This window comes from Streptomyces sp. NPDC107581 (genome assembly GCF_055657175.1).
In genome coordinates, this window is sequence record NZ_JBVKBH010000007.1 from 218,106 (window position 1) to 240,530 (window position 22,425).

General features: G+C 70.1%; 23 protein-coding genes and 2 pseudogenes. 9 read left to right on the top strand and 16 right to left on the bottom strand.

What is annotated here, in order from left to right; genetic code table 11:
• Positions 1-921, bottom strand: a complete 921-nt coding sequence (locus tag ACZ7P3_RS19765) for a L,D-transpeptidase family protein (RefSeq protein ID WP_472083342.1) — start codon at positions 919-921, stop codon at positions 1-3.
• 134 nt (positions 922-1,055) lie between these two features.
• Here ACZ7P3_RS19765 and ACZ7P3_RS19770 point away from each other — a divergent pair.
• Positions 1,056-1,250 (top strand): annotated as a pseudogene (locus tag ACZ7P3_RS19770) (response regulator transcription factor); the annotation flags it as partial.
• Between the two features lie 233 nt (positions 1,251-1,483).
• Here ACZ7P3_RS19770 and ACZ7P3_RS19775 read toward each other — a convergent pair.
• Both ACZ7P3_RS19775 and ACZ7P3_RS19780 read right to left on the bottom strand, forming a co-directional pair.
• The gene (locus ACZ7P3_RS19775; protein WP_472083344.1) at positions 1,484-2,914 is read right to left on the bottom strand and encodes an NAD(P)H-hydrate dehydratase; all 1,431 of its coding nucleotides are present in this window, start codon (positions 2,912-2,914) and stop codon (positions 1,484-1,486) included.
• Between the two features lie 46 nt (positions 2,915-2,960).
• Positions 2,961-3,332, bottom strand: coding sequence for a holo-ACP synthase (locus tag ACZ7P3_RS19780; protein ID WP_472083346.1), 372 nt, complete (start codon positions 3,330-3,332; stop codon positions 2,961-2,963).
• A 108-nt stretch (positions 3,333-3,440) separates the two neighbouring features.
• On the opposite strand from ACZ7P3_RS19780, the gene wecB reads away from it, so the two are divergent.
• Positions 3,441-4,751: a non-hydrolyzing UDP-N-acetylglucosamine 2-epimerase gene (wecB, locus tag ACZ7P3_RS19785; protein ID WP_472083348.1), complete on the top strand. Its 1,311-nt coding sequence runs from the start codon at positions 3,441-3,443 to the stop codon at positions 4,749-4,751.
• On the opposite strand, the pseudogene wecC reads toward wecB, so the two are convergent.
• A pseudogene (gene wecC, locus ACZ7P3_RS19790) lies at positions 4,653-5,831 on the bottom strand (UDP-N-acetyl-D-mannosamine dehydrogenase); the annotation flags it as partial. The gene wecB and the pseudogene wecC overlap by 99 nt on opposite strands.
• A gap of 158 nt (positions 5,832-5,989) precedes the next feature.
• On the opposite strand from wecC, the gene ACZ7P3_RS19795 reads away from it, so the two are divergent.
• On the top strand, positions 5,990-7,084 hold the full coding sequence (locus ACZ7P3_RS19795; RefSeq protein WP_472083350.1) for a DUF6183 family protein: 1,095 nt from the start codon (positions 5,990-5,992) through the stop codon (positions 7,082-7,084).
• A 44-nt stretch (positions 7,085-7,128) separates the two neighbouring features.
• Here the strand turns inward: ACZ7P3_RS19795 and ACZ7P3_RS19800 are convergent, their stop codons facing one another.
• Complete coding sequence (locus ACZ7P3_RS19800; protein ID WP_472083352.1) at positions 7,129-7,536, bottom strand: ATP-binding protein; 408 nt, start codon at positions 7,534-7,536, stop codon at positions 7,129-7,131.
• A gap of 201 nt (positions 7,537-7,737) precedes the next feature.
• On the opposite strand from ACZ7P3_RS19800, the gene ACZ7P3_RS19805 reads away from it, so the two are divergent.
• The 3 genes from ACZ7P3_RS19805 (at position 7,738) to ACZ7P3_RS19815 (ending at position 9,212) form a co-directional block, all read left to right on the top strand.
• The gene (locus tag ACZ7P3_RS19805; RefSeq protein ID WP_472083354.1) at positions 7,738-8,577 is read left to right on the top strand and encodes a helix-turn-helix domain-containing protein; all 840 of its coding nucleotides are present in this window, start codon (positions 7,738-7,740) and stop codon (positions 8,575-8,577) included.
• A gap of 8 nt (positions 8,578-8,585) precedes the next feature.
• Positions 8,586-8,798, top strand: a complete 213-nt coding sequence (locus ACZ7P3_RS19810) for a DUF397 domain-containing protein (protein ID WP_472083356.1) — start codon at positions 8,586-8,588, stop codon at positions 8,796-8,798.
• Between the two features lie 63 nt (positions 8,799-8,861).
• Positions 8,862-9,212, top strand: a complete 351-nt coding sequence (locus ACZ7P3_RS19815) for a hypothetical protein (protein ID WP_472083358.1) — start codon at positions 8,862-8,864, stop codon at positions 9,210-9,212.
• A 91-nt stretch (positions 9,213-9,303) separates the two neighbouring features.
• On the opposite strand, the gene glmS is transcribed toward ACZ7P3_RS19815, so the two are convergent.
• On the bottom strand, positions 9,304-11,151 hold the full coding sequence (glmS, locus tag ACZ7P3_RS19820) for a glutamine--fructose-6-phosphate transaminase (isomerizing) (RefSeq protein ID WP_472083360.1): 1,848 nt from the start codon (positions 11,149-11,151) through the stop codon (positions 9,304-9,306).
• Positions 11,152-11,248: 97 nt separating this feature from the next.
• The gene (locus ACZ7P3_RS19825; protein WP_472083362.1) at positions 11,249-12,034 is read right to left on the bottom strand and encodes a hypothetical protein; all 786 of its coding nucleotides are present in this window, start codon (positions 12,032-12,034) and stop codon (positions 11,249-11,251) included.
• Positions 12,035-12,323: 289 nt separating this feature from the next.
• Between ACZ7P3_RS19825 and coaA the strand changes: the two genes are divergently transcribed.
• A complete protein-coding gene (gene coaA, locus ACZ7P3_RS19830; protein WP_472083364.1) occupies positions 12,324-13,292 on the top strand; it encodes a type I pantothenate kinase in 969 nt (322 codons plus the stop codon).
• A 22-nt stretch (positions 13,293-13,314) separates the two neighbouring features.
• Positions 13,315-14,262 carry a DUF389 domain-containing protein gene (locus ACZ7P3_RS19835; RefSeq protein WP_472083366.1) on the top strand — a complete coding sequence of 316 codons (948 nt, stop codon included), beginning with the start codon at positions 13,315-13,317 and terminating at the stop codon, positions 14,260-14,262.
• Here ACZ7P3_RS19835 and ACZ7P3_RS19840 read toward each other — a convergent pair.
• The 4 genes from ACZ7P3_RS19840 to rplM form a co-directional block, all read right to left on the bottom strand.
• On the bottom strand, positions 14,259-14,807 hold the full coding sequence (locus ACZ7P3_RS19840; protein ID WP_472083368.1) for a hypothetical protein: 549 nt from the start codon (positions 14,805-14,807) through the stop codon (positions 14,259-14,261). The two genes, ACZ7P3_RS19835 and ACZ7P3_RS19840, sit on opposite strands and share 4 nt — an antisense overlap.
• A gap of 183 nt (positions 14,808-14,990) precedes the next feature.
• Positions 14,991-16,349, bottom strand: a complete 1,359-nt coding sequence (gene glmM, locus ACZ7P3_RS19845; protein ID WP_472083370.1) for a phosphoglucosamine mutase — start codon at positions 16,347-16,349, stop codon at positions 14,991-14,993.
• A 178-nt stretch (positions 16,350-16,527) separates the two neighbouring features.
• A complete protein-coding gene (rpsI, locus tag ACZ7P3_RS19850; RefSeq protein WP_161162943.1) occupies positions 16,528-17,040 on the bottom strand; it encodes a 30S ribosomal protein S9 in 513 nt (170 codons plus the stop codon).
• Positions 17,041-17,082: 42 nt separating this feature from the next.
• A complete protein-coding gene (rplM, locus tag ACZ7P3_RS19855) occupies positions 17,083-17,526 on the bottom strand; it encodes a 50S ribosomal protein L13 (protein WP_472083372.1) in 444 nt (147 codons plus the stop codon).
• A gap of 298 nt (positions 17,527-17,824) precedes the next feature.
• Between rplM and ACZ7P3_RS19860 the strand changes: the two genes are divergently transcribed.
• On the top strand, positions 17,825-18,703 hold the full coding sequence (locus ACZ7P3_RS19860; protein ID WP_472083374.1) for a hypothetical protein: 879 nt from the start codon (positions 17,825-17,827) through the stop codon (positions 18,701-18,703).
• A gap of 50 nt (positions 18,704-18,753) precedes the next feature.
• Here the strand turns inward: ACZ7P3_RS19860 and truA are convergent, their stop codons facing one another.
• From truA to rpsM, 5 genes are all read right to left on the bottom strand, one after another.
• Entirely contained in the window at positions 18,754-19,605 is an 852-nt protein-coding gene (truA, locus tag ACZ7P3_RS19865; RefSeq protein WP_472083376.1) for a tRNA pseudouridine(38-40) synthase TruA, read from the bottom strand.
• Between the two features lie 107 nt (positions 19,606-19,712).
• Positions 19,713-20,207 carry a 50S ribosomal protein L17 gene (rplQ, locus tag ACZ7P3_RS19870; protein ID WP_472083378.1) on the bottom strand — a complete coding sequence of 165 codons (495 nt, stop codon included), beginning with the start codon at positions 20,205-20,207 and terminating at the stop codon, positions 19,713-19,715.
• Positions 20,208-20,397: 190 nt separating this feature from the next.
• Entirely contained in the window at positions 20,398-21,420 is a 1,023-nt protein-coding gene (locus ACZ7P3_RS19875; protein WP_003966937.1) for a DNA-directed RNA polymerase subunit alpha, read from the bottom strand.
• Between the two features lie 148 nt (positions 21,421-21,568).
• The gene (gene rpsK, locus ACZ7P3_RS19880; protein WP_003956432.1) at positions 21,569-21,973 is read right to left on the bottom strand and encodes a 30S ribosomal protein S11; all 405 of its coding nucleotides are present in this window, start codon (positions 21,971-21,973) and stop codon (positions 21,569-21,571) included.
• A gap of 65 nt (positions 21,974-22,038) precedes the next feature.
• A complete protein-coding gene (gene rpsM, locus ACZ7P3_RS19885) occupies positions 22,039-22,419 on the bottom strand; it encodes a 30S ribosomal protein S13 (protein WP_020941684.1) in 381 nt (126 codons plus the stop codon).
• Between the last annotated feature and the right edge of the window lie 6 nt (positions 22,420-22,425).

The window sequence follows — 22,425 nt, forward strand, 5'->3', positions numbered from 1 at the left end:
CTAGCTACCGGGCCGCCGGCCCCACACGTAGACGTGGTCGCCCTTCTTCAGGACGTCCCACAGCTTGCGCGCGTCGCCGACCTTCAGGTTGACGCAGCCCATGGAGCCGACGGACGTGTAGATGGTGCCGTACACGGCGTGGAAGGCCTCGCCGCCGTCGAAGAACTGGGCGTAGGGCATGGGCTGGTCGTACAGGGTCGACACATGGTTCTTGTGCCGCCAGTAGATGGTGTGCCAGCCCTTGCGGGTGACGTGTGCCGGGCGCCCGCTGCGCATCGGGACCGGCCCGAACACCACCTTGCCGCCCTTCTGCACCCAGGTCAGCTGCCGGTCCAGATCGACACAGGCGACCCGGTACGACCGCACCGGGCACTTCTTGGCCGCGTTGGGGTTCTTCCTGGCCGAGATCAGCATCATCGTCGACCAGGTGACCGGCCCGGCGAACCCGATGGCCGGCTTGATCTTGTGCTTGGTCTGGAAGGCGCGGACGGCCTTGCAGTCGGCGGAGGACTGCTTGCCGTCCGCCTTCAGCTTCAGCCAGCGCTCCACCTGCCGCTGGTAGGGCCCGGCCTGCTTGCTGCACGTCACCTTGGCGACGGCGTCGTCGAGCGGTACGTACTCGATGAGGTCGTACGTGCCCGGAGCCGCGTCCTTGGGCTCCACGGCGTCCTCGCTCCTGGTGGGCGTGTAGACCTTCGGCGGCAGCGCCTGGTCGGGCGTGTCGATCTGCCAGGGCTGCGCCGGGCCGAGCGGGACACCGGGGACCAGTTCGGGCGCGGGGGCGGGGTCCGGGGCGGCGGCCGGGGGTGCCGGCTTGGCCGCGGGCAGGGGGGCGGCCACGGCGGTTCCGGCCGCCGGGAGAGCGGTCACGGTGGCGAGCAGCACCGCGACGCCTCGGTACGCGATTCGTCTGCTGATCATGCGATCAGCCAAACGCGTGAGCCTGTCGGAACCGGGGTGCCGCGCTGACGGGTCACCCGGGGGGTGCAGTTGGGTACGCCCAGGTCGTCGTCAAACTCCTGACCCGCAGCTAGAAGCGTGGCCGCACCGGCTCCCTGACCCCCCGTGAGCACGAGGTCCTCGCCCTCGTGGCCGAGGGCCGCTCCAACACGGCCGTCGCCCGGGCCCTGCGCATCAGCGAGAGCGCGGTGGCCAAGCACATCGCGTCGATCTTCACGAAGCTGGGGATGGAGCAGTCCCCGGAGGACAACCGACGGGTGCTGGCGGTGCTGGCGTACCTGAAGGGGTGACCGCCTCAGCCCCGTAAGCCCACCCCGGCCCCACGCCTCCACCTCAACCCCGCACGCCCACCCCGGCCCCGCACCTCCACCTCAACCCCGCACGCCCACCCCGACCCCGCACCTCCACCTCAACCCCGCACGCCCACCCCGGCCCCACGCCTCCACCTCAACCCCGCACGCCCACCCCGGCCCCACGCCTCCACCTCAACCCCGCACGCCCACCCCGACCCCGCACCTCCACCTCAACCCCGCACGTCCCTCCACGCCTCCGGGATCCGCGCGGCGACATCGTGCGCCCCCACGGGCGCCCCGTCCGCCGCGAACCGGCCGGCCAGCCCGTGCAGGTACGCCGCCACGCTCCCCGCGTCCAGCGCGGACAGCCTCGCCGCCAGCAACGACCCGGCGAGCCCGGACAGCACGTCCCCGCTCCCGGCCGTGGCCAGCCATCCCGTCCCCGTGGCGTTCACCCGTACGGCCCCGCCCGCGAAGTCCGCGACCAACGTCGTGGACCCCTTCAGCAGCACGGTCGCCCGGTACACCGCCGCCAGCTCCCGCACCGCGGCCAGCCGGGCCCCCTCGACCTCCTCGCGCCGCACCCCGAGCAGCGCGGCCGCCTCCCCGGCGTGCGGGGTCATCAACGTCGGCGCCGTACGCCCCCGGACGGCATCGCGGTCGGCCAGCCGCAGCCCGTCCGCGTCCAGCAGCACCGGCACGTCGAGGTCCAGCACCTCCGCCACGGTGGCCGCCTCGTCCCCGGCACCGGGACCCACCACCCAGGCCTGCACCCGCCCCGCCTTGGCGGGCCCTTCGCCGGAGACCAGCGTCTCCGGGAAGCGGGCGATGACGGCGCCGCCCGCGGGCCCGACGTACCGCACGGCCCCGGCCCCGCCCCGCAGCGCCCCGGACACCGCGAGCACGGCGGCCCCGGGATACCGTGCGGACCCGGCGGCGATGCCCACCACCCCCCGCCGGTACTTGTCGCTCTCCGCCGCGGGCAACGGCAGCAGCCGTGCCACGTCCGCGTGCTGCAACGCCTCCAGCTCGGCCTCGGGCGGCAGTTCGAGCCCGATGTCCACCAGCCGCACGGACCCGGCGTGCTCCCGCGCCGGATCGATCAGCAGCCCCGGCTTGTGGGTCCCGAAGGTGACGGTGAGGTCGGCCCGGACCGCGGCCCCCCGCACCTCCCCGGTGTCCGCCTCGACCCCGCTCGGCAGGTCGACGGCGACGACGGCGGCCCGGGACCGGTCGACTGCACCGGCCAGTGCCTGCGCGTCCGGCCGCAGCCCGCCCTGCCCGCCGATCCCGACGATGCCGTCCACGACGAGATCGGCCCGCCCGATCACCGGCCCGGCGGAATCCGGAGCCACCACAAAGCCCCCGGCGCGGCGCAGGGCGCCGAGACCACCCGGGTGGGTGCGCTCGGGCGACAGGAGCACGGCGGTGACCCCGGCACCGCGGCGCGCCAGCCGCGCCCCCGCGTACAGCGCGTCCCCGCCGTTGTCCCCGCTCCCCACGAGCAGCACCACCCTGCTGCCGTACACCCGCCCGAGCAGGTCCGCGCAGGCAGCGGCCAGCCCGGCGGCGGCCCGCTGCATCAGCGCCCCGTCCGGCAGCCGCGCCATCAACTCCCGCTCGGCCGCCCTTACCGTCTCCACGCTGTACGCAGTACGCATGGGTCCGAGTCTGCCCCGGAAACGCCGGTGCCCGCACCCGGCCCGCTCAGCCCTCGGCGATCACCACGGCCGACGCCACTCCGGCGTCGTGGCTGAGCGACACGTGCCAGGACCGCACGCCGAGTTCCGCCGCCCGCGCGGCCACGGTCCCCGTCACCCGCAGCCGGGGCTGCCCACTGGACTCGACGTACACCTCGGCATCGGTCCAGTGCAGCCCGGACGGGGCACCCAGCGCCTTGGCCACCGCCTCCTTCGCGGCGAACCGCACCGCGAGCGAGGCGACGCCGCGCCGCTCCCCGCTGGGCAGCAGCAACTCACTCTCCAGGAACAGCCGATCGGCCAGCCCGGGCGTCCGGTCCAGCGACACCCGGAACCGGTCGATCTCGGCCACGTCGATCCCGACACCGATGATGCTCATGGAAGGCAGCCTACGGTCAGCCTGCGGCTGCGACGATCAGTCAGCGAGGGAGCTTCGGCGAGCAGAGTCTGTTCCTGCGGTGCTCCATTCAACGGAGAGGACACTGGGTTGAAGCGGCTGATGGTCGTGTACGGGACCAGACCGGAGGCCATAAAGATGGCGCCCGTCATCGAGGCACTCCGCCGGTCCTCGATGTTCCGCCCGACCGTGACGGTGACCTCCCAGCACCGCGAGTTGCTCGACCAGGTGCACACGTTGTTCGGCATCCGTGCCGAACACGACCTGGATATCCTCACCCACCGTCAGTCCCTGGCCGACATCACCGTGCGCGTCCTCGACGGACTGTGTCCGCTGCTGCAGCGGGAGGCTCCGGACGCCGTACTGGTCCAGGGCGACACCACAACCGCGTTCGCGGGGGCTCTCGCCGCTTTCTACAGTCGTGTCCCCGTGGTCCATCTGGAAGCCGGTCTGCGCACCCACGACCGGTACGCGCCCTTCCCCGAGGAGGTCAACCGCCGGCTCGTCACCCAACTGGCGTCCCTGCATCTGGCGCCCACCCGTCACGCCCGGGACAACCTGCTGCGGGACGGTGTCGCCCCTTCGTCCGTCGTCGTCACCGGGAACACGGTCATCGACGCCCTGCGCTGGGCGGTCGGACGCAGGGTGCGCTACGGGGACCCCGCGCTGTCCGACCTCGACGACACGGCGCGCCGCGTCCTGTTGGTGACGGCCCATCGCCGCGAGGCGTGGGGGAACGGCATGGAGTCCATCGGTGGCGCTCTTGCCGATCTCGCACGAAGCGAACCCGACCTGCTCATTGTGGTGCCGCTGCACCCCAATCCGGTGGTGCGGACGACGATCCGGCCCTGGGTGCGGCATCTGGAGAACGTGCGGCTGACGGAACCTCTCGGCTACGGAGCCTTTGCCCATCTGATGGGCCGGGCGCACCTCATACTCACCGACAGCGGCGGCGTCCAGGAGGAGGGCCCGGGTCTGGGCAAGCCGGTGCTGGTCATGCGGGACACCACGGAACGCCCCGAGGCCCTGAGGGCCGGCACCTCTCGGCTGGTGGGGACCGATCGCGAACGGATAGTGAAGGAGGTGCGGCGGCTCCTGCACGACCGGTCGGCGTACGCAACGATGGCGAGGGCCGTCAACCCGTACGGCGACGGGCTCGCTGCGGACCGTACGGTACGGGCGATCGGCCACTGGCTGGGGCTGTGCGCGCGGCCCGCGGAGTTCGCCGGCGGCGGCGCGTCAGCGCCAGAACCCGCGGGTGTCGAACACGGCCTTCCCGCGCAGCGCGGTCCGCTTCACCCCCCGGAAGGCGTCGTGGTCCACGAGCAGGACGATCACGTCCGCGTCTCGCACGGCGGTGGTGACGTCTACGAGTTCGGCCCTGCCCGTACGTGCCAGTGACTCGGGGAGCGCCTGGATGTGGGGCTCCGCCACCAGCAGCCGGCCGGTTTGGCGATCGGCCAGCTGCGTGACGATGTGCAGGGCGGGGCTCTCCCTCAGGTCATCGATGTTCGCCTTGAAGGCGAGCCCGAGGCAGGCGATCACCGGATCCTTGAACCGTCCGGCCGTGTGCATGATCTCGCCGAGGACGTGGTCGGGCCGGCCGTCGTTCACCTCGCGGGCGAGGCGGATGAGCCGGGCCTGCTCGGGCGCGGCGGAGACGATGAACCAGGGGTCCACGGCTATGCAGTGCCCGCCGACGCCCGGCCCGGGCCGCAGAATGTCGACGCGGGGGTGCCGGTTGGCCAGGTCGATGACGTCCCTCACATCAACGCCAAGCTGATCGCAGACCACGGACAGCTCGTTGGCGAAGGCGATGTTGACGTCCCGGAAGGCGTTCTCGCTCAGCTTGGCCATCTCTGCCGTCGTGGCGTCGGTGAGCAGGCATTCCCCCCTGGTGAACACCTCGTAGAGCTCTCGCGCCCGCTGGGCACAGCCTTCGCTGACACCCGCCACCACCCGGTCGTTGGTCACGATCTCGATCATCGAACGACCCGGCAGAACACGCTCGGGACAGTAGGCGATCCGAACGTCCGGCGCGGCGGGCGTGTCGTGCGGGAACGTCAGATCGGGCCGGTTCTTCCCCAGCCACCGGGACAATTCCACGGTCGTGCCGGGCGGCGAGGTGGACTCCAGAACAACGAGGTCACCCGTCTTGAGCACTCTCGCCACCGAGGCTGCGGCGGAACGTACGTACGACAGGTCCGCGGTGCGGTCCTCGTGGAGCGGCGTAGGCACGGCGATGATGAAGGCATCGGCCGCCTCGGGCACCGCAGTCGCCCGCAAACGTCCCGTTGCCACGGCCTCGCTCACCGCCGCGGCCAGGTCGGGCTCGACGAACGGGACACGGCCGGCGTTGATGAGGTCGACGGTAAGGGAGTTGACGTCGACGCCGACGACTTCGATTCCGTTGGCCGCGAGGGCGGCTGCGGTGGGAAGGCCGACGTAGCCGAGTCCGATGACGCAGACGGTGGGGAACACGAGGTGAATACCTTCTTGAGGACGACCCGACGCTCACCGGCCGGATCATGGTTTCGGCAACCCGGTTTCGCTGCGCTGGGCCGGCACAGCAGATCAAAGAAAGAAACAAAAAGAATATGCGACGCCTCCTGCACCCCGCGTCTGCATACAGTCACGGGATGACCGACCTCCCTGACGACGCCTCCCTCACGGCCGGTGCCGCGAGCGCCGCCGAGCGGCTCCACGACCTGGCTCTGGCAACACCCGACATCTCCCGGATCGGCGAGATCTCCCGCCGCCTGGCCGACTGGGAGACTCGGGACGCCACCGACTGGGCCGTCCGGCTCTTGGAGAACCTGGGCGCGCTACGGGAACCGGAGTCCTGGCGGTGGCTGGCGCGGCAGATCGCCTGGCAGCTCGTGCAGCGACCGAGCATCGCCGACCTCAGGCCTCAGTTCGAGTCCCATACGCCCGTCTCGCTGGACGATCCCGGGACGGAGCTCCGGGCGTGCCTCCTGCACGAGCTGGCCCGCCTGCACGGCTTCGCCCGCCCCCGTGACGATGACGTCTACCTCGCCTACGGCGCCCGCCTGCGCGAACTCGGCCACCCGCTCGCCTGGCTGCCGCTGAACTCGTTCTCGTTCGAGTCCCGGATGAACCGCTACGGCAGGACCGAGGGCGGCCTGCTCAACTGCGAGAACCCGGAGCGGCTGCAAGCCGCCTACCCGGTGACACCGTCCACCGAGGGCGGCACCCGCGCCGGCCGCGCCGCCCGCCGGGTGCACGACGAGGCCCGCACCGACGCGGCCACCACGGGCTTCGCCCGGATCTGCCGCCACGAGGCCGCCTTCTACACCCTCCCCGAACCCCTGGAACCGGCCGACTTCAACGGCGCCCTCCTCGCCGAACTCGACGCCGAGTGCCTGGAGTCGACCACCGCCGACCTGCTCACCACGGCCCACACCACCGCGGACGACCTGGCCGCCGATCTGTTCTGCGCGGCCTTCGCGGGCGGCCTCCGGCGCGAGCGCCGGTACGGCGCCTACGCCCGCCTGCACACCTGGCAGAGCCTGTACGCCGTGATGGACCTCGACCCGGGGACCCCGCACCAGGACGCGATACGGCTCGCCGCCGACCACCGCTGGATCCGCTTCGCCCTGCCCCGGTCCACCGGCAACGACTGGTTCTCCTGGGACCTCTCGGACACGGCCTTCGCCTGCCTGGACCCCACCCGCACCCACGTCACCGTACTGGCGGCGTCGGAGACCGACTGAGGCCTCGTCCACCGCATCCGCCAAAGGACCCGGTGATCAACGAGCTAGGCCGCCCCCAGTTCGCACCACACATACTTGCCCCGGTTCCCGAACCGAGCCGACGGCTGCCAGCCCCAGTAGTCCGCGCAGGCCACCACCAGCCCCAGCCCCCGCCCCGCCTCCTCCAGTTCACCTGCCCGGTCCAACGGCCGCGGCGGCTCCGGTGGCTCGGGGTCCGTGTCCCACGCCCCGATCCACACCACCCCCGCCGCCGTCCGGCGCACCCTGAGGGCAGCCGGCCCCTTCGTGTGCCGTACGGCGTTGGAGACCAGCTCCGTCGCGAGGAGTTCGGCGGTGTCCACGAGTCCGATCAGGCCGTGCAGGGTCAGGATCAGGCGCAGGGTGCGGCGACAGACGGTGACCGCCCTGAGGTCGTTGGGGATGTAGAGGGTGTAGTCCCAGGTTTCGGGCATGCGTCAGCTCCGGTTCGGTGACTGGGGGTTTCGCAAGCGGTGGCAATGCCGCGGCCGTCATGGCAGGACGGCGCGGTGCACTTCCGCTGCGTGTGCATCGCGTCACCGACGGTAGGGCTAATTGTTTAAACACCGCAAGCCGATCGCGTAATGTGACGCCCGAACGAGGTGCACCCACAGGTGTGTTGGAAGGATCCGCCGATGGCATTGAGGAGCGAGCCGACGGCACGTCAGTTGCGGTTGGCGGTCGAACTGCGCAGGCTGCGCGACGCGGCGGGCCTCACCGCCCGGGAGGCGGCAGCCCTGCTCGGGGTCACCGCTCCGGTCATCAGCCAGATCGAATCCGGTATCGCGGGCGTGAGCGAGAAACGGCTGCGACGCCTGGCATCGCACTACGCCTGCACGGACGAGGAGTTCACCGAGGCTCTGGCCACGATGGCCACCGACCGGGCGCGCGGCTGGTGGGAGGAGTACCGGGGCCTGTTGCCCACATCGTTCCTGGACCTGTCCGAGCTGGATCACCATGCTCGCGCCCTGCGCAACGTGGCCACCCTGTACGTGCCGGGCCTGCTGCAGACGGAGGACTACGCCCGTGCCGTGTTCTCCGACAGAATCCCCGAACTCACCCAGGACGAGATCGACTTGCGCGTCCGTCACCGGATGAGACGCCAGCAGGTCGCCGCCTTCCCCTACGAGGCGGTGATCCACGAAGCGGCGCTGCGCATCAGAGTCAGCGACCGGGCGACGTCACGCGCTCAGCTCGGCCGCATCCTGGAGCTCTCCGAAGCGGATCGCATCACGGTGCGCGTGATCCCCTTCGACCTCGACGGCTTCGGTCTGGCCGCGAGCACGATGACGTACGTGAGTGGCCCCGTGCCCAAGCTGGACACGGTGGTGCGCGATGCTCCCCATGGCACCGTCTTCGTCGACTCCGAGTCTCAACTCGGAGCCTTTCGCATGCTCTTCCATAAGGTGAAGTCCCTGTCACTCGGCCCGGAACGGTCACGTGACTTCATCCACAGGTTGACCGAAGAGCTGTGAGGTTGGCGATGATCACCCCCGAGAGCTGGCGGAAGTCGTCCTACTCAGGTGGCGGCGACGGCAACGACTGCGTGGAGATCGCGAACTCGTCCACCCATGTCGCCGTACGCGACTCGAAGGCCCCGGCCAGGGCGACGCTCACCTTCCGGAGCGGGGCTTTCACCCTCTTCGTGCAGGCTCTCGGAACCCCCAAGATCATGACGGGTCCCTGCCCCCAGTAGTCTTCCGTGACCGGCGCGCCGTGACGCAGCGGGCGCCATCGCACGCAACGGGAGGACACAGCTTTGAAGTTGAAGGCACTGGGAACCGCGCTCGCCACCGCGGCCCTCATCGGCACCGCCCTCACCGGCGCCGTCGCCGCCGCCGGCACCGCCGCCGCGGCGACCCTTCCGAAGGACTGCAGCAGGGCGCTCGTCAACGTCAAGCCCAAGCAGACCGTCAACGTCCGTACCTCGCCGACGACGAGCGCCACGGCCATCGGCATCTGGGGCAAGGGCAAGAGCGGCGCGATCTGCAACGACGGGAAGTCGTACAAGGGCGGCTCGTACACGGCCTGCGGCAAGACGAGCAACCAGTGGTACTACGGCGGTGACAAGAAGACCGGCTGGGTCCCGAAGACCTGCGTGACCGGCTGACCGAAGGACCGGTCGGCCGAACAGCCGGTCACCCGGACGGTCACACGGCTGATCGAGGGGCGAACGGCGTGCAGCCGTTCGCCCCTTTCCGCTACTCCACCGTCACCGACTTGGCCAGGTTCCGGGGCTGGTCCACCTCGTTCCCCCGGGCGGTGGCCAACTCGCAGGCGAACACCTGCAGCGGCACCGTCGCCACCAGCGGCTGCAGCAGGGTCGGAGTCGCCGGGATCCGGATCAGGTGGTCGGCGTACGGGACGACCGCCTCGTCCCCCTCCTCCGCGATCACGATGGTGCGCGCGCCCCTCGCCCGGATCTCCTGGATGTTGGAGACGATCTTGTCGTGCAGGACGGACCGGCCCCGGGCCGACGGCACGACCACGACCACCGGCACGTCCTCCTCGATCAGCGCGATCGGCCCGTGCTTCAGCTCGCCCGCCGCGAAGCCCTCGGCGTGCATGTAGGCGAGTTCCTTGAGCTTGAGGGCGCCTTCCAGGGCGACCGGGTAGCCCACGTGCCGGCCCAGGAACAGCACCGTGTTCTTGTCGGCCAGGGAACGCGCCAGCGCCCGTACCGGCTCCATGGTCTCCAGGACCCGTTCGACCTCGTGCGAGATCTTCGAGAGGTCCCGGATCACCGCACCGATCTCGTCGCCCCATTTGGTCCCCCGCACCTGGCCCAGGTACAGAGCCACCAGGTAGCACGCGACCAGCTGCGTCAGGAACGCCTTGGTGGAGGCGACGGCCACCTCGGGACCCGCGTGCGTGTACAGCACCGCGTCCGACTCGCGCGGAATCGTGGAGCCGTTGGTGTTGCAGATCGCCAGCACCTTGGAGCCCTGCTCACGGGCGTGCCGCAGAGCCATGAGGGTGTCCATGGTCTCGCCGGACTGGGAGATGGCGATCACCAGGGAGCGGGAGTCGAGGATCGGGTCGCGGTAGCGGAACTCGCTCGCCAGCTCCACCTCGCAGGGGATCCGCGTCCAGTGCTCGATGGCATACTTGGCGATGAGCCCGGCGTGGAAGGCCGTACCGCACGCGACGATGACGACCTTGTCCACCTCGCGCAGCTCGGACGGCGAGATCCGGACCTCGTCCAGGGTCAGCGAACCGGCCGCGTCGATGCGGCCCAGCAGGGTGTCGGCGACCGCCTTCGGCTGCTCGGCGATCTCCTTGAGCATGAAGTAGTCGTAGCCGCCCTTCTCGGCGGCCGAGGCGTCCCAGTCGACGTGGTACGAACGGACCTCCGCGGGGCGGCCGTCGAAGCCGGTCACCGTCACACCGTCGCGGCGCAGCTCCACCACCTGGTCCTGGCCCAGCTCGATCGCCGAGCGCGTGTGGGCGATGAACGCGGCGACGTCGGAGGCCAGGAACGCCTCGCCCTCGCCGACGCCGACCACGAGCGGGGAGTTGCGGCGGGCGCCCACGACCACGTCCGGCGCGTCCGCGTGCACCGCGACCAGCGTGAACGCGCCCTCCAGGCGCCGGCACACCAGACGCATCGCCTCCGCCAGGTCGGCACAGGCCGAGAACTCCTCGGCGAGCAGGTGGGCGACGACCTCGGTGTCCGTCTCGGAGGTCAGCTCGTGGCCCCGCTCCGCCAGTTCGGCCCGCAGCACCGCGAAGTTCTCGATGATGCCGTTGTGGACGACGGCCACCCGGCCCGCGTTGTCCAGGTGCGGGTGCGCGTTCGCGTCCGTCGGACCGCCGTGGGTGGCCCAGCGGGTGTGGCCGATGCCCGTCGGACCCGCCGGCAGCGGCCGCTCGACCAGCTCTTTCTCCAGATTGACCAGCTTGCCGGCCTTCTTCGCCGCGGCCAGTCCGCCGTCCGCCGGCACGGCGACGCCCGCCGAGTCGTACCCCCGGTACTCCAGCCGCTTCAGCCCGGCCATCACGACATCGAGCGCCGACTGCGATCCTACGTATCCCACGATTCCGCACATGAGCGGCAGCCTACGGGCCAGGAACTCTCAAAAAGAGCCACCGCGTGCCCGAAATCGGAAATTCCCGCCGGGGTCCGATGACCCCGGCGGGCTGCTTTCAGCCGAGCTTGGCGAGCTGTGCGTCGACGATCTCGGTCGGGAAGTCGAAGTCCTTGCCGGAGGCGGCCGCCGCGATGTTGAGGACGGGGAAGTAGGCGAGGGTGGCACCCTTGCGCACGACGACGCCCTTCATCGGCGCCTGTCCGCTGCCTTCGGCGTCGATGTACCAGGTCAGGGCGACGGCCTCGTCGGCGCCGCGGGGTGCGGTGCCCGTGGTCACCTTGACGATCTTGGTCTTGTCGCCGTCGACGGTGAAGGAGAAGCCCCCGGCGCACTTCGTCGCGGCCGCCCGGAGGTCCTTGACGGCCTGCTCGGCGCCGCCGTTGTCGTAGGAGGCCAGTGTCTCGACGGTCTTCGACCGGTCGGTGATGGCGAGCATCTTGTCCTCGGCGCTCGCGCCCGCGGCGGGCTTCTTCGCGTCACCCGTCCACGACCGCTTCACCGTGACCGCGGGCTTGCCGACGTAGGAGCCGACCTGGAGGTAGGCCAGCGGCTTGCACGCGGGGTCGTCCGCCGTCACCTTGTCCTGCGCGATGTCGTCCTGCGCCGGCACCTTGGTGACCACCTTGCCGCTCTTGACGTCCGCCTGCGTGAGCGCGGCCTTCTCCAGCTCGGCGGCGCTCAGCGCCTTCGCGGGGGCCGCCGGGGCGCTCTTGTCCGCGTGCGGCGCCTTGCCGTCGTCCGCCTTGTCGCCGCCGCCGGAACCGCCGCAGGCGGTGGCGAGCAGGGCGAGCGCGGCGGCGGAGGCGACGACGGCGGTCCGGCGAACGACGGTACGTCTCAAGTCAGTGCTCTTTCTCTTGCGATGCGCACGATCCACGAGAGCGGGCTCCGGCCCGCGTCGGCCCCGGTGGATCTTTGCTCGCACTTTAGACACAGCGAACCCACAGTTGATCACGCAATTACCACCCGGTATCCGACCGTGACGCAGGCGTGATCTCGGGGCCGCCCGGCCCATACGCCCGGCCGCGCCAGGCCGTGTCCGGCTCTGCCCGGCCGCACGTGACGTACCCCACCCCGCCGCGCCGTTCAAACTCCGTTAACAATGGACTGTGATCTCTCCGGTCTCTTCGATGCCCCGGAGCGCCCACCGGTCAAGGCCGGAGGCGACTCCCTACGTCGACCTCACCCGCGCCGAGTGGAGCGCGCTGCGCGACAAGACTCCGCTGCCCCTCACCGCCGAGGAGGTCGAGAAGCTGCGCGGCCTCGGCGATGTCATCGACCTCGACGAGGTGCGGGACATCTACCTCCCGCTCTCCCGGCTCCTCAATCTCTACGTCGGCGCCACGGACGGACTCAGAGGGGCGCTGAACACGTTCCTCGGCGAGCAGGGCTCCCAGTCCGGCACGCCGTTCGTCATAGGCGTCGCCGGGTCCGTGGCGGTGGGCAAGTCCACCGTGGCCCGTCTGCTCCAGGCCCTCCTGTCCCGCTGGCCGGAGCATCCGCGCGTCGAACTGGTCACCACGGACGGCTTCCTGCTGCCCACCAGGGAGCTGGAGCGCCGCGGCCTGATGTCGCGGAAGGGGTTCCCCGAGTCGTACGACCGCCGTGCGCTGACCCGCTTCGTCGCGGACATCAAGGCCGGCAAGGACGAGGTGACGGCCCCCGTCTACTCCCACCTCATCTACGACATCGTCCCCGACCAGCGCCTCACCGTCCGCCGCCCCGACATCCTGATCGTCGAGGGCCTGAACGTCCTCCAGCCCGCCCTGCCCGGCAAGGACGGCCGCACCCGGGTCGGCCTCGTCGACTACTTCGACTTCAGCGTGTACGTCGACGCGAGCGCCGAGGACATCGAGCGCTGGTACCTCAACCGCTTCAAGAAGCTGCGCCAGACCGCCTTCCAGAACCCGGACTCGTACTTCCGCAAGTACACCCAGGTGTCCGAGGAGGAGGCGCTCGACTACGCGCGCACGCTGTGGCGCACCATCAACAAGCCCAACCTCGTGGAGAACATCGCTCCCACCCGCGGCCGCGCCACCCTCGTCGTCCGCAAGGGCCAGGACCACAAGGTCCAGCGCCTGCGCCTGCGCAAACTGTAGGAGCGCCTGTTAGAAAGGCGCCATGCTGCATCTGCGCCTGATCACCCCGGCCGACCGGACCGAGGACGTGGTCCGACTGATAGAGAACACCGTGGGCACCACGCACCTCGTCGTCGTGCCGGGTGCCGCCCGCAACCCGGCCGGGGACGTGGTGATGTGCGACGTGGCCCGCGAGGCGGGTGATGAACTCATCGGCGGGCTGCGTCTCCTGGGGCTGGACGACACCGGCTCGATCGCCGTCGAGAACATCGACCTCTCGCTGTCCCGGCGCGCCGACAAGGCGGAGGACGAGGCGCCCGGCGAGGGCGCGGACGCGGTGCTGTGGGAGCACCTGACGGACGCGACCCACGAGGAGTCGACCCTGTCGGTCACCTACGTCGCCTTCCTCACCATCGCCACCATGATCGCGGCCTGCGGTGTGGTGCTGGACAACGCGATCCTGATCGTGGGCGCGATGGCGGTGGGCCCGGAGTTCGGTCCGCTGGCCGGCTTCTGCACGGCCCTGGTGCAGCGCCACCCGCGACTGGCCCTGCGCTCGCTGACCGCGCTGCTGGTGGGCTTCGCGGTGGCGATGCTGATGACGGTCGGCTTCGCCTACTTCATGGGGAGCGTCGACCTGTTCACCAAGGTCCAGCTGGAGGCGCAACGCCCCAACACCAACTTCATCTACCGCCCCGACGCCTTCTCGTTCGTCGTCGCGGTCCTGGCCGGCATCGCCGGCACCCTCTCGCTGACCTCGGCGAAGTCGGGCGCGCTGGTCGGCGTGGCCATCTCGGTGACCACGGTCCCCGCGGCGGCCAACGCGGCGGTGGCCTTCACCTACACCGAGTACCGCCAGGCCTGGGGCTCCACGGTCCAGCTGCTGCTGAACCTGCTGGGCATCGTCCTGGCCGGAACCCTGACGCTGCTGACCCAGAAGTGGCTCTGGGCCAGGCAGCGCGAGCGTACGGCGAGGGCCTACGGCGGCTAGAGCCGCCTCTCGCAGTTCGCGGCGACGGTGTCGCCGGAGTCGGCGAACACCACGTCGTTGCCGCCGTTGCAGTTCACCGAGTCACCGCCGGCGTTGTCCTCCACGTCGATCACGTCGTTGCCGCCGTCGGTGGTCACGCTGTCCACGCCCGTGCCGGCGTCGACGGTGGTGTTGACCGGAACGTTGGCCGTGGCGCTGTCGTTCTGGTCCTCCAGCGCGATGGCGACCCGGTTGACGGTGCTGATGGCGCCGCAGTCCGCGGTGTTGGCGGACACCCGGGTGCAGCCGGGACCGATCGCGACGCCCGTGGTGTCGCTGAGGAGCAGATGGTTGGTGCCGGAGACGGCGGCCGTGACGTGGTTCTGCACGCCGCTGCGCGCCTGGAGCCCGGCAAGGCTGCCGAAGAGGCGGAATGCCGTGGAGCCCGGTGCGGGGGCGGCGGCGGCCGGGGCGGCTGCGGCCGGTGCGGCGAACGAAACGGCGACGAGACCCGCGACCAGGGCCGGACCGGCCGCTCGCTTCAGGGTGCTGCTGAATATCTTCATGCTGTGTTGCTCACTTTCGTCGAGGCAGGGCGCCACGCGAGGCCCTCTCGACGTAAGTGAAACAACCAGTAACCACTCATGCACTCTTTGTTGCGTACCTTCGGGTGACGCCCCGGGTGCGACCGGGTGTGCCGGGCACCGCCGGGGCCGGAAACGGACCAGCCCCGGAGCGCGTCCCGCGGACTAGCCCAGCGCCGATTTCACCGCGTCGGCCAGGCGGCCCGCGACCGACCGCGCCTGGTCGATGTCGGCCGCCTCGACCATCACCCGCACCAGCGGCTCCGTACCGGAGGGCCGCAGCAACACCCGTCCCGTCGCACCGAGTTCGCGCTCGGCCTCGGCGACGGCGGCAGCGAGGTCCGCGGACGTCCGCACCCGGGACCTGTCCACGTCCGGGACGTTGATCAGCACCTGCGGCAGCCGCTCCATCACGGAGGCCAGCTCACGCAGCGAACGGCCGGTGTGGGCGACCCGCGCCGCCAGCAGCAGCCCGGTCAGCGTGCCGTCGCCGGTGGTGGCGTGGTCGAGGATGATCACGTGCCCGGACTGCTCACCGCCGAGGGCGAAGTCGTGCTCCTTCATCTCCTCCAGCACGTACCGGTCGCCCACGGCGGTCTGCACGAGCCGGATGCCGGCCCGCTCCATCGCCAGCTTGAAGCCCAGGTTGGACATGACCGTGGCGACGACGGTGTCGGAGCGCAGCTCGCCCCGCTCCCGCAGCGCCAGCGCGAGCACGGCCAGGATCTGGTCGCCGTCCACCTCCTCGCCGGTGTGGTCCACGGCCAGGCAGCGGTCGGCGTCCCCGTCGTGCGCGATACCGAAGTCGGCGCCGTGCTCGATGACCGCGGCCTTCAGTTTGTCCAGGTGGGTGGAGCCGCAGCCGTCGTTGATGTTGAGCCCGTCCGGCTCCGCGCCGATCGTGACGATCTGCGCGCCGGCCCGGGAGAACGCCTCCGGCGAGACCCCCGCGGCCGCGCCGTGCGCCTCGTCCAGGACGACCTTCAGGCCGTCCAGCTCGTTCGGCAGCACCGACAGCAGATGACCGACGTAGCGCTCGAAGCCCGCGTCGTACGACCGCACCCGCCCGACCCCGGCACCGGTGGGCCGCTCCCAGGGCTCGCCGTGGCGGTGGGACTCGTACACGGCCTCGATCCTGTCCTCCAGCTCGTCGGCGAGCTTGTGGCCGCCGCGGGCGAAGAACTTGATGCCGTTGTCCGGCATGGCGTTGTGGCTCGCGGAGAGCATCACGCCGAGGTCGGCGCCGAGTGCGCCGGTCAGGAAAGCCACGGCCGGCGTCGGCAGCACGCCCACGGTCAGCACGTCCACGCCGGCGCTGGCCAGGCCGGCCACCACGGCCGCCTCCAGGAACTCCCCGGACGCGCGCGGATCCCGTCCGACCACCGCCGTCGGCCTGTGGCCCGCGAAGGTACCCGCCTCGGCGAGCACGTGCGCCGCCGCGACGGAGAGACCGAGGGCCAGCTCGGCCGTCAGGTCCGCGTTGGCGACACCGCGCACGCCGTCCGTGCCGAAGAGTCGTCCCACTTGTCCTCCTGAGGAAGCGTCCTGGCTGCCATGAATGGTGGCAGACGCCGGGTCATCCGATCACACCAGCCTTTGAGCGTCTTGTGTCGTTATACGCCCTTGGCCGGGATAAACGAACGCCCCGACGGCACATGTGGCGTGCCGCCGGGGCGTTCGGAGTACGAGCAGCAGCTCCTGTTTAGCGCTTGCTGTACTGCGGAGCCTTACGGGCCTTCTTGAGACCGGCCTTCTTGCGCTCGACCGCACGGTCGTCGCGCTTGAGGAAGCCGGCCTTCTTCAGCGGGCCACGGTTGTTGTCGACGTCGGCCTCGTTCAGCGCACGGGCGACACCGAGACGGAGCGCACCGGCCTGACCGGAGACACCGCCACCCGCGATGCGGGCGATGACGTCGTAGCGACCCTCGAGCTCGAGCACCTTGAAGGGCTCGTTGACTTCCTGCTGGTGCACCTTGTTCGGGAAGTAGTCCTCGAGGGTGCGACCGTTGATCTTCCACTTGCCGGTGCCCGGAACGATCCGGACGCGGGCGATGGCGTTCTTGCGACGGCCCAGGCCGGCGGCCGGCTGGGGCTCGCCGAAGCGGGAAGCCATGGACTCCGAGGTGTACTCACCCTCGACGGGGACCTCGGACTCGGTGGTGTAGCTCTCGATGTCGATCTCTTCGATCGGCTGCTCGGCAGTGGTCTCGGCCACGATTCTCCTCAGATTCTCTTCAGTCTTAGGGGGTGGCCGGACTTACTGCGCGACCTGGGTGATCTCGAACGGCACCGGCTGCTGGGCAGCGTGCGGGTGCTGGTCACCCTTGTAGACCTTCAGCTTCGAGAGCATCTGACGGCCCAGGGAGTTCTTGGGGAGCATGCCCTTGACGGCCTTCTCGATGGCCTTCTCGGGGTTCTTGTCGAGCAGCTCGTCGTAACGGACGGAGCGCAGACCACCCGGGTAGCCGGAGTGGCGGTACGCCATCTTCTGGGTCCGCTTGTTGCCGGACAGGTGCACCTTGTCGGCGTTGATGATGATGACGAAGTCACCGGTGTCGACGTGGGGCGCGTAGATCGGCTTGTGCTTGCCCCGCAGGATGGAGGCGGTGGTGCTGGCGAGACGGCCCAGGACAACGTCCTGAGCGTCGATGACGTGCCACTGGCGCGTCACATCGCCGGGCTTGGGGCTGTACGTACGCACGGTTCGTAGCCTTCGCTTCGAGTGAATGGTCCTGAACAGGTCACCGAAACGATCACGACAGCCTCGACCGCACCGCGGTGACGCAAACCGCGTGCTGATCGCTGGTCATCGGCCCGGTGGACCGGTGTAAGGGCCCGTCCCGTGAGAATGAGCAAGCCAATACACAACGAAGAGGCAGAATACCTGGACGCCCCCGGACGGGTCAAAACGAGGCATGCCGACGGATGCACCCCGGACAAACAAGGCATGCCGCCCGACGCACTCCAGCATCCCCCGGCCCCCGTCTAAGATGCGCCCCATGAGTTACGGGCAGGGGGGACCCCAGTCTCAGTGGGATCCCTGGAAACCGCATTCCCAGCAGCCCTGGAGCAGCGGCGGTGACGACGGGTCTCCGGACTGGGCCGCGCTCGCCGAGGCCTCGGAGACCCGGAACAAGCGCCGCAGGCTGCTGTTCATAGGCGGCGGGGCGCTGGCCACCATCGGGGTGGGCACGGCCGTCGCCATGGCCGTCGTCTCCGCGAACGGCGACAACAACGCCTCCGGCAACCCCACCAAGCTCCCCGCCAGCGCCTCGCTGCCGAGCAGCTCGGCCACGGCGCCGTCCTTCGCCCCCACCAGCGCACCGCCCCCGCTGGACCCGAAGGACTTCGTCTCCAGCGCGAAGAAGGACACCGCCGCGCTCAGCCCCGACACCCTGTTCCCGGGCACGCAGCTGACCATGGGCAGCACGGTGTACAAGAAGGGCCCGACGGCCGACACCAAGAACTGCACCAGCGCCGCGGGCGGCACCCTGCCCAAGGTCCTCACCACCAACGGCTGCACCCGCCTGATGCGCGCCACCTACACCAACGGCGGCGTCGCGGTCACGGTCGGCGTCGCCCTCTTCGACACCGAGGCCCAGGCGACGAAGGCCAAGTCCCAGACCAACGACAGCAGCATCGTGCGCTCGCTGTTCGGCAAGGGCGTCAAGCCCTTCTGCGACGGGGCCTTCTGCCGCTCGACGAGAAACGCCTACGGCCGCTACGCCTACTTCACGATCACCGGCTTCACCAACGGCAAGGACGCGACCAAGAAGGACACCAAGGTGTTCTCCGCCGGCGACGACCTGGCGGAGTTCACCTTCCGCCAGATCAACCGCCGCGGCGAGGCCCAGGCCTCGGCGGCCGCGGCCCAGTAGGTCCCGGCAGCACCCCGCCGGCAGTCCTAGCAGCACCCCGCCGGCTGTCCTCAGCAGCACCCCGCCGACGGAAGCGAGCGCTTGTTCCGCGCCTCCAGGTTCCGCGCGGCCAGCAGCTCGTCGGCGGGGTAGCCGACCTCCTCCAGGGTCAGCCCGTGCGGTCGTACGACATGCACGGCCGAGTCACGCACGCCCGCGGCCAGCACCTTCCCGGGCCACTCGGGGCCGCGGTGCCCGTCCCCGACGAACAGCAGCGCGCCGATCAGCGAGCGCACCATGTTGTGGCAGAAGGCGTCCGCGCGGACGGTCGCGGTGATGATCCCGTCCGGGTCCCTCTCCAGGCTCAGCTCCTGGAGCGTACGGATCGTGGTCGCGCCCTCACGCCGCTTGCAGTACGCGGCGAAGTCGTGCTCGCCGAGCAGCGCCCGTGCGGCCTCGTTCATGGCGTCCACGTCGAGCGGCCAGTCGTGCCACAGGACGTGGCCCCGCAGGAGGGGGTCCACTCCCCCGGGGTTGTCGGTGACGCGGTACGCGTAGCGCCGCCAGACGGCCGAGAAACGGGCGTTGAAGCCGGGCGGGGCCTCGGTCAGGCTCCACACCCGTACGTCCTTGGAGAGCCGCCCGGCGAGCCTCTTGAGCAGCTTCTCGCGGTGCTCCGCCCACAGCTCCCCGGGCAGATCGACATGGGCGACCTGACCGCGCGCGTGCACCCCCGCGTCCGTCCGGCCGGCCACGGTCAGCTCGTAGGTCTCCTTGGACCGCGTGACCGTGCGCAGGGCGTCCTCGATCTCCCCCTGCACGGTCCGCCTGCCGCCGGCCTGCTTGGCCCAGCCGTGGAAGTCGGAGCCGTCGTACGACAGGTCGAGGCGGATACGGACGTGACCGGGCTGTACTTCACTCACAAACAGATCCTCTCAGGCGCTGGCACCGCTGCGGGCAGAGCCTTCCGAAAAGCGCGAAAGCGGGCCCGCCCCGAAGGGCGGACCCGCTTCCAGCGTCAGGCAGAGCCTCAGGCGTCCTTGGACTCCTCGGCCGGAGCCTCGGCGGCGTCCTCGACCTTGGTCTCCTCGACCTTGGCCGCGTCGGCCTCCTTGACCGCACGCTTGGTGGCGGCCTCGGCCTCACCGGTCGCCTGCTGCGCCACGGTCAGCGCCTCGACCAGCTCGATGACGGCCATGGGCGCGTTGTCGCCACGGCGGTTACCGATCTTGGTGATGCGGGTGTAGCCACCGGGACGGTTCTCGTACCGCGGGCCGATCTCGGTGAAGAGCGTGTGGACGATGCTCTTGTCCGTGATGACCTGGAGCACCTGACGGCGGTTGTGAAGGTCGCCCTTCTTCGCCTTGGTGACCAGACGCTCGGCGTACGGGCGCAGGCGGCGGGCCTTCGCCTCGGTGGTGGTGATGCGGCCGTGCTCGAACAGCGACTTCGCGAGGTTCGCGAGGAGCAGCTTCTCGTGCGCGGCGCTGCCGCCCAGACGGGCACCCTTGGTGGGCTTCGGCATGGTTCTTCTCCTGTGTGTCTGCCCCGGCCGTATCAGGTACCGGAGTCAGTATCCGAGCAGACGGTTGTCTGTCGGAGATCCGGGCGCCCTTTCGGACGCCCGGAAGATCCGCGCCCCCGAAGGGGCGCGGAGAACTGCGCGACCAGCCACGGCGGACCCGCAGTCACAGCGGGCCCTCCTGGCGGAGCGCTCAGTACTGCTCGGTCTCCACGAAACCGGCGTCCGCGTCGTCGTCGGCACCGAACGCGTCGGCGGCGGCGGTCGGGTCGAATCCGGGCGGGCTGTCCTTCAGGGCCAGGCCCATGCCGGCCAGCTTCGCCTTGACCTCGTCGATGGACTTCGCACCGAAGTTGCGGATGTCCAGGAGGTCGGCCTCGGAGCGGGCGACGAGCTCACCCACGGAGTGGATGCCCTCACGCTTGAGGCAGTTGTACGACCGAACGGTGAGCTCAAGCTCCTCGATCGGCAGCGCCAGATCGGCGGCGAGAGCGGCGTCCGTCGGGGACGGACCCATGTCGATGCCCTCGGCGTCGATGTTCAGCTCGCGGGCGAGACCGAACAGCTCGACCAGGGTCTTGCCCGCCGACGCCATGGCGTCACGCGGGCGCATGGCCTGCTTGGTCTCGACGTCGACGATCAGCTTGTCGAAGTCGGTGCGCTGCTCGACACGCGTGGCCTCGACCTTGTACGTGACCTTCAGAACCGGCGAGTAGATCGAGTCGACCGGGATACGGCCGATCTCCTGGCCCACCTGCTTGTTCTGCACGGCGGAGACGTAGCCGCGACCACGCTCGACGGTCAGCTCCATCTCCAGCTTGCCCTTGCCGTTGAGCGTGGCGAGGACCAGGTCGGGGTTGTGCACCTCGACACCGGCCGGGGGCGCGATGTCGGCGGCGGTGACCAGACCCGGGCCCTGCTTGCGCAGGTACATCACGACCGGCTCGTCGTGCTCCGAGGAGACGACCAGCTGCTTGATGTTGAGGATCAGGTCGGTGACGTCCTCCTTGACGCCCGGCACGGTGGTGAACTCGTGCAGCACGCCGTCGATGCGGATGCTGGTGACAGCGGCACCCGGGATCGAGGACAGGAGGGTACGGCGGAGGGAGTTGCCGAGGGTGTAGCCGAAGCCCGGCTCCAGCGGCTCGATCACGAACCGGGAGCGGAACTCGTCGACGACCTCTTCGGTCAACGAGGGACGCTGAGCGATCAGCATGTGTGGATCAGATCCTTCATTCGTGGACGCCCGCTATTTGACGCCCGACGGAAACCGCACCCGTGAAAAGTGCGGGTACTGCAAGGGTACGGGCGATACGCCCCCGTGTACGGAGCCGTACCGCCCGAATCCTCGGTGCAACCGTGCGTCAGACGCGGCGGCGCTTCGGCGGACGGCAGCCGTTGTGCGGGGTCGGGGTGACGTCCTGGATGGAGCCGACCTCGAGGCCCGTGGCCTGCAGGGAGCGGATCGCGGTCTCACGACCGGAGCCCGGGCCCTTGACGAACACGTCGACCTTGCGCATGCCGTGCTCCTGAGCGCGGCGGGCAGCCGACTCGGCGGCCATCTGCGCGGCGAACGGCGTGGACTTCCGCGAGCCCTTGAAGCCGACGTGGCCGGCGGAGGCCCAGGAGATCACGTTGCCGGACGGGTCCGTGATCGACACGATCGTGTTGTTGAACGTGCTCTTGATGTGCGCGTGGCCGTGAGCGACGTTCTTCTTTTCCTTGCGGCGCACCTTCTTGGCAGCGCCCTGACGTCCCTTGGGGGGCATCCTTTAACTCCTACGGGAGGTGGTCGGTCCTACAGCGAAGACCGTGGACAGAGGTCCGCTGCGGACTACTTCTTGCCCGGCTTCTTCTTGCCGGCGATGGCGCGACGCGGGCCCTTGCGGGTACGAGCGTTGGTGCTGGTGCGCTGACCGCGGACGGGCAGACCGCGACGGTGACGGAGACCCTGGTAGCAGCCGATCTCGACCTTGCGGCGGATGTCGGCCTGGATCTCGCGACGGAGGTCACCCTCGGTCTTGATGTTGTTGTCGACGTACTCGCGGATCGCGACCAGCTGCTCTTCGGTCAGGTCACGGACGCGAGTGTTCGGGTCGATGCCGGTCTCGGCCAGCGTCAGCTGGGAAAGGGTCCGGCCGATGCCGAACACGTAGGTGAGGGCGACCTCCACGCGCTTTTCGCGCGGGATGTCAACACCGGAAACGCGTGCCATTCAATG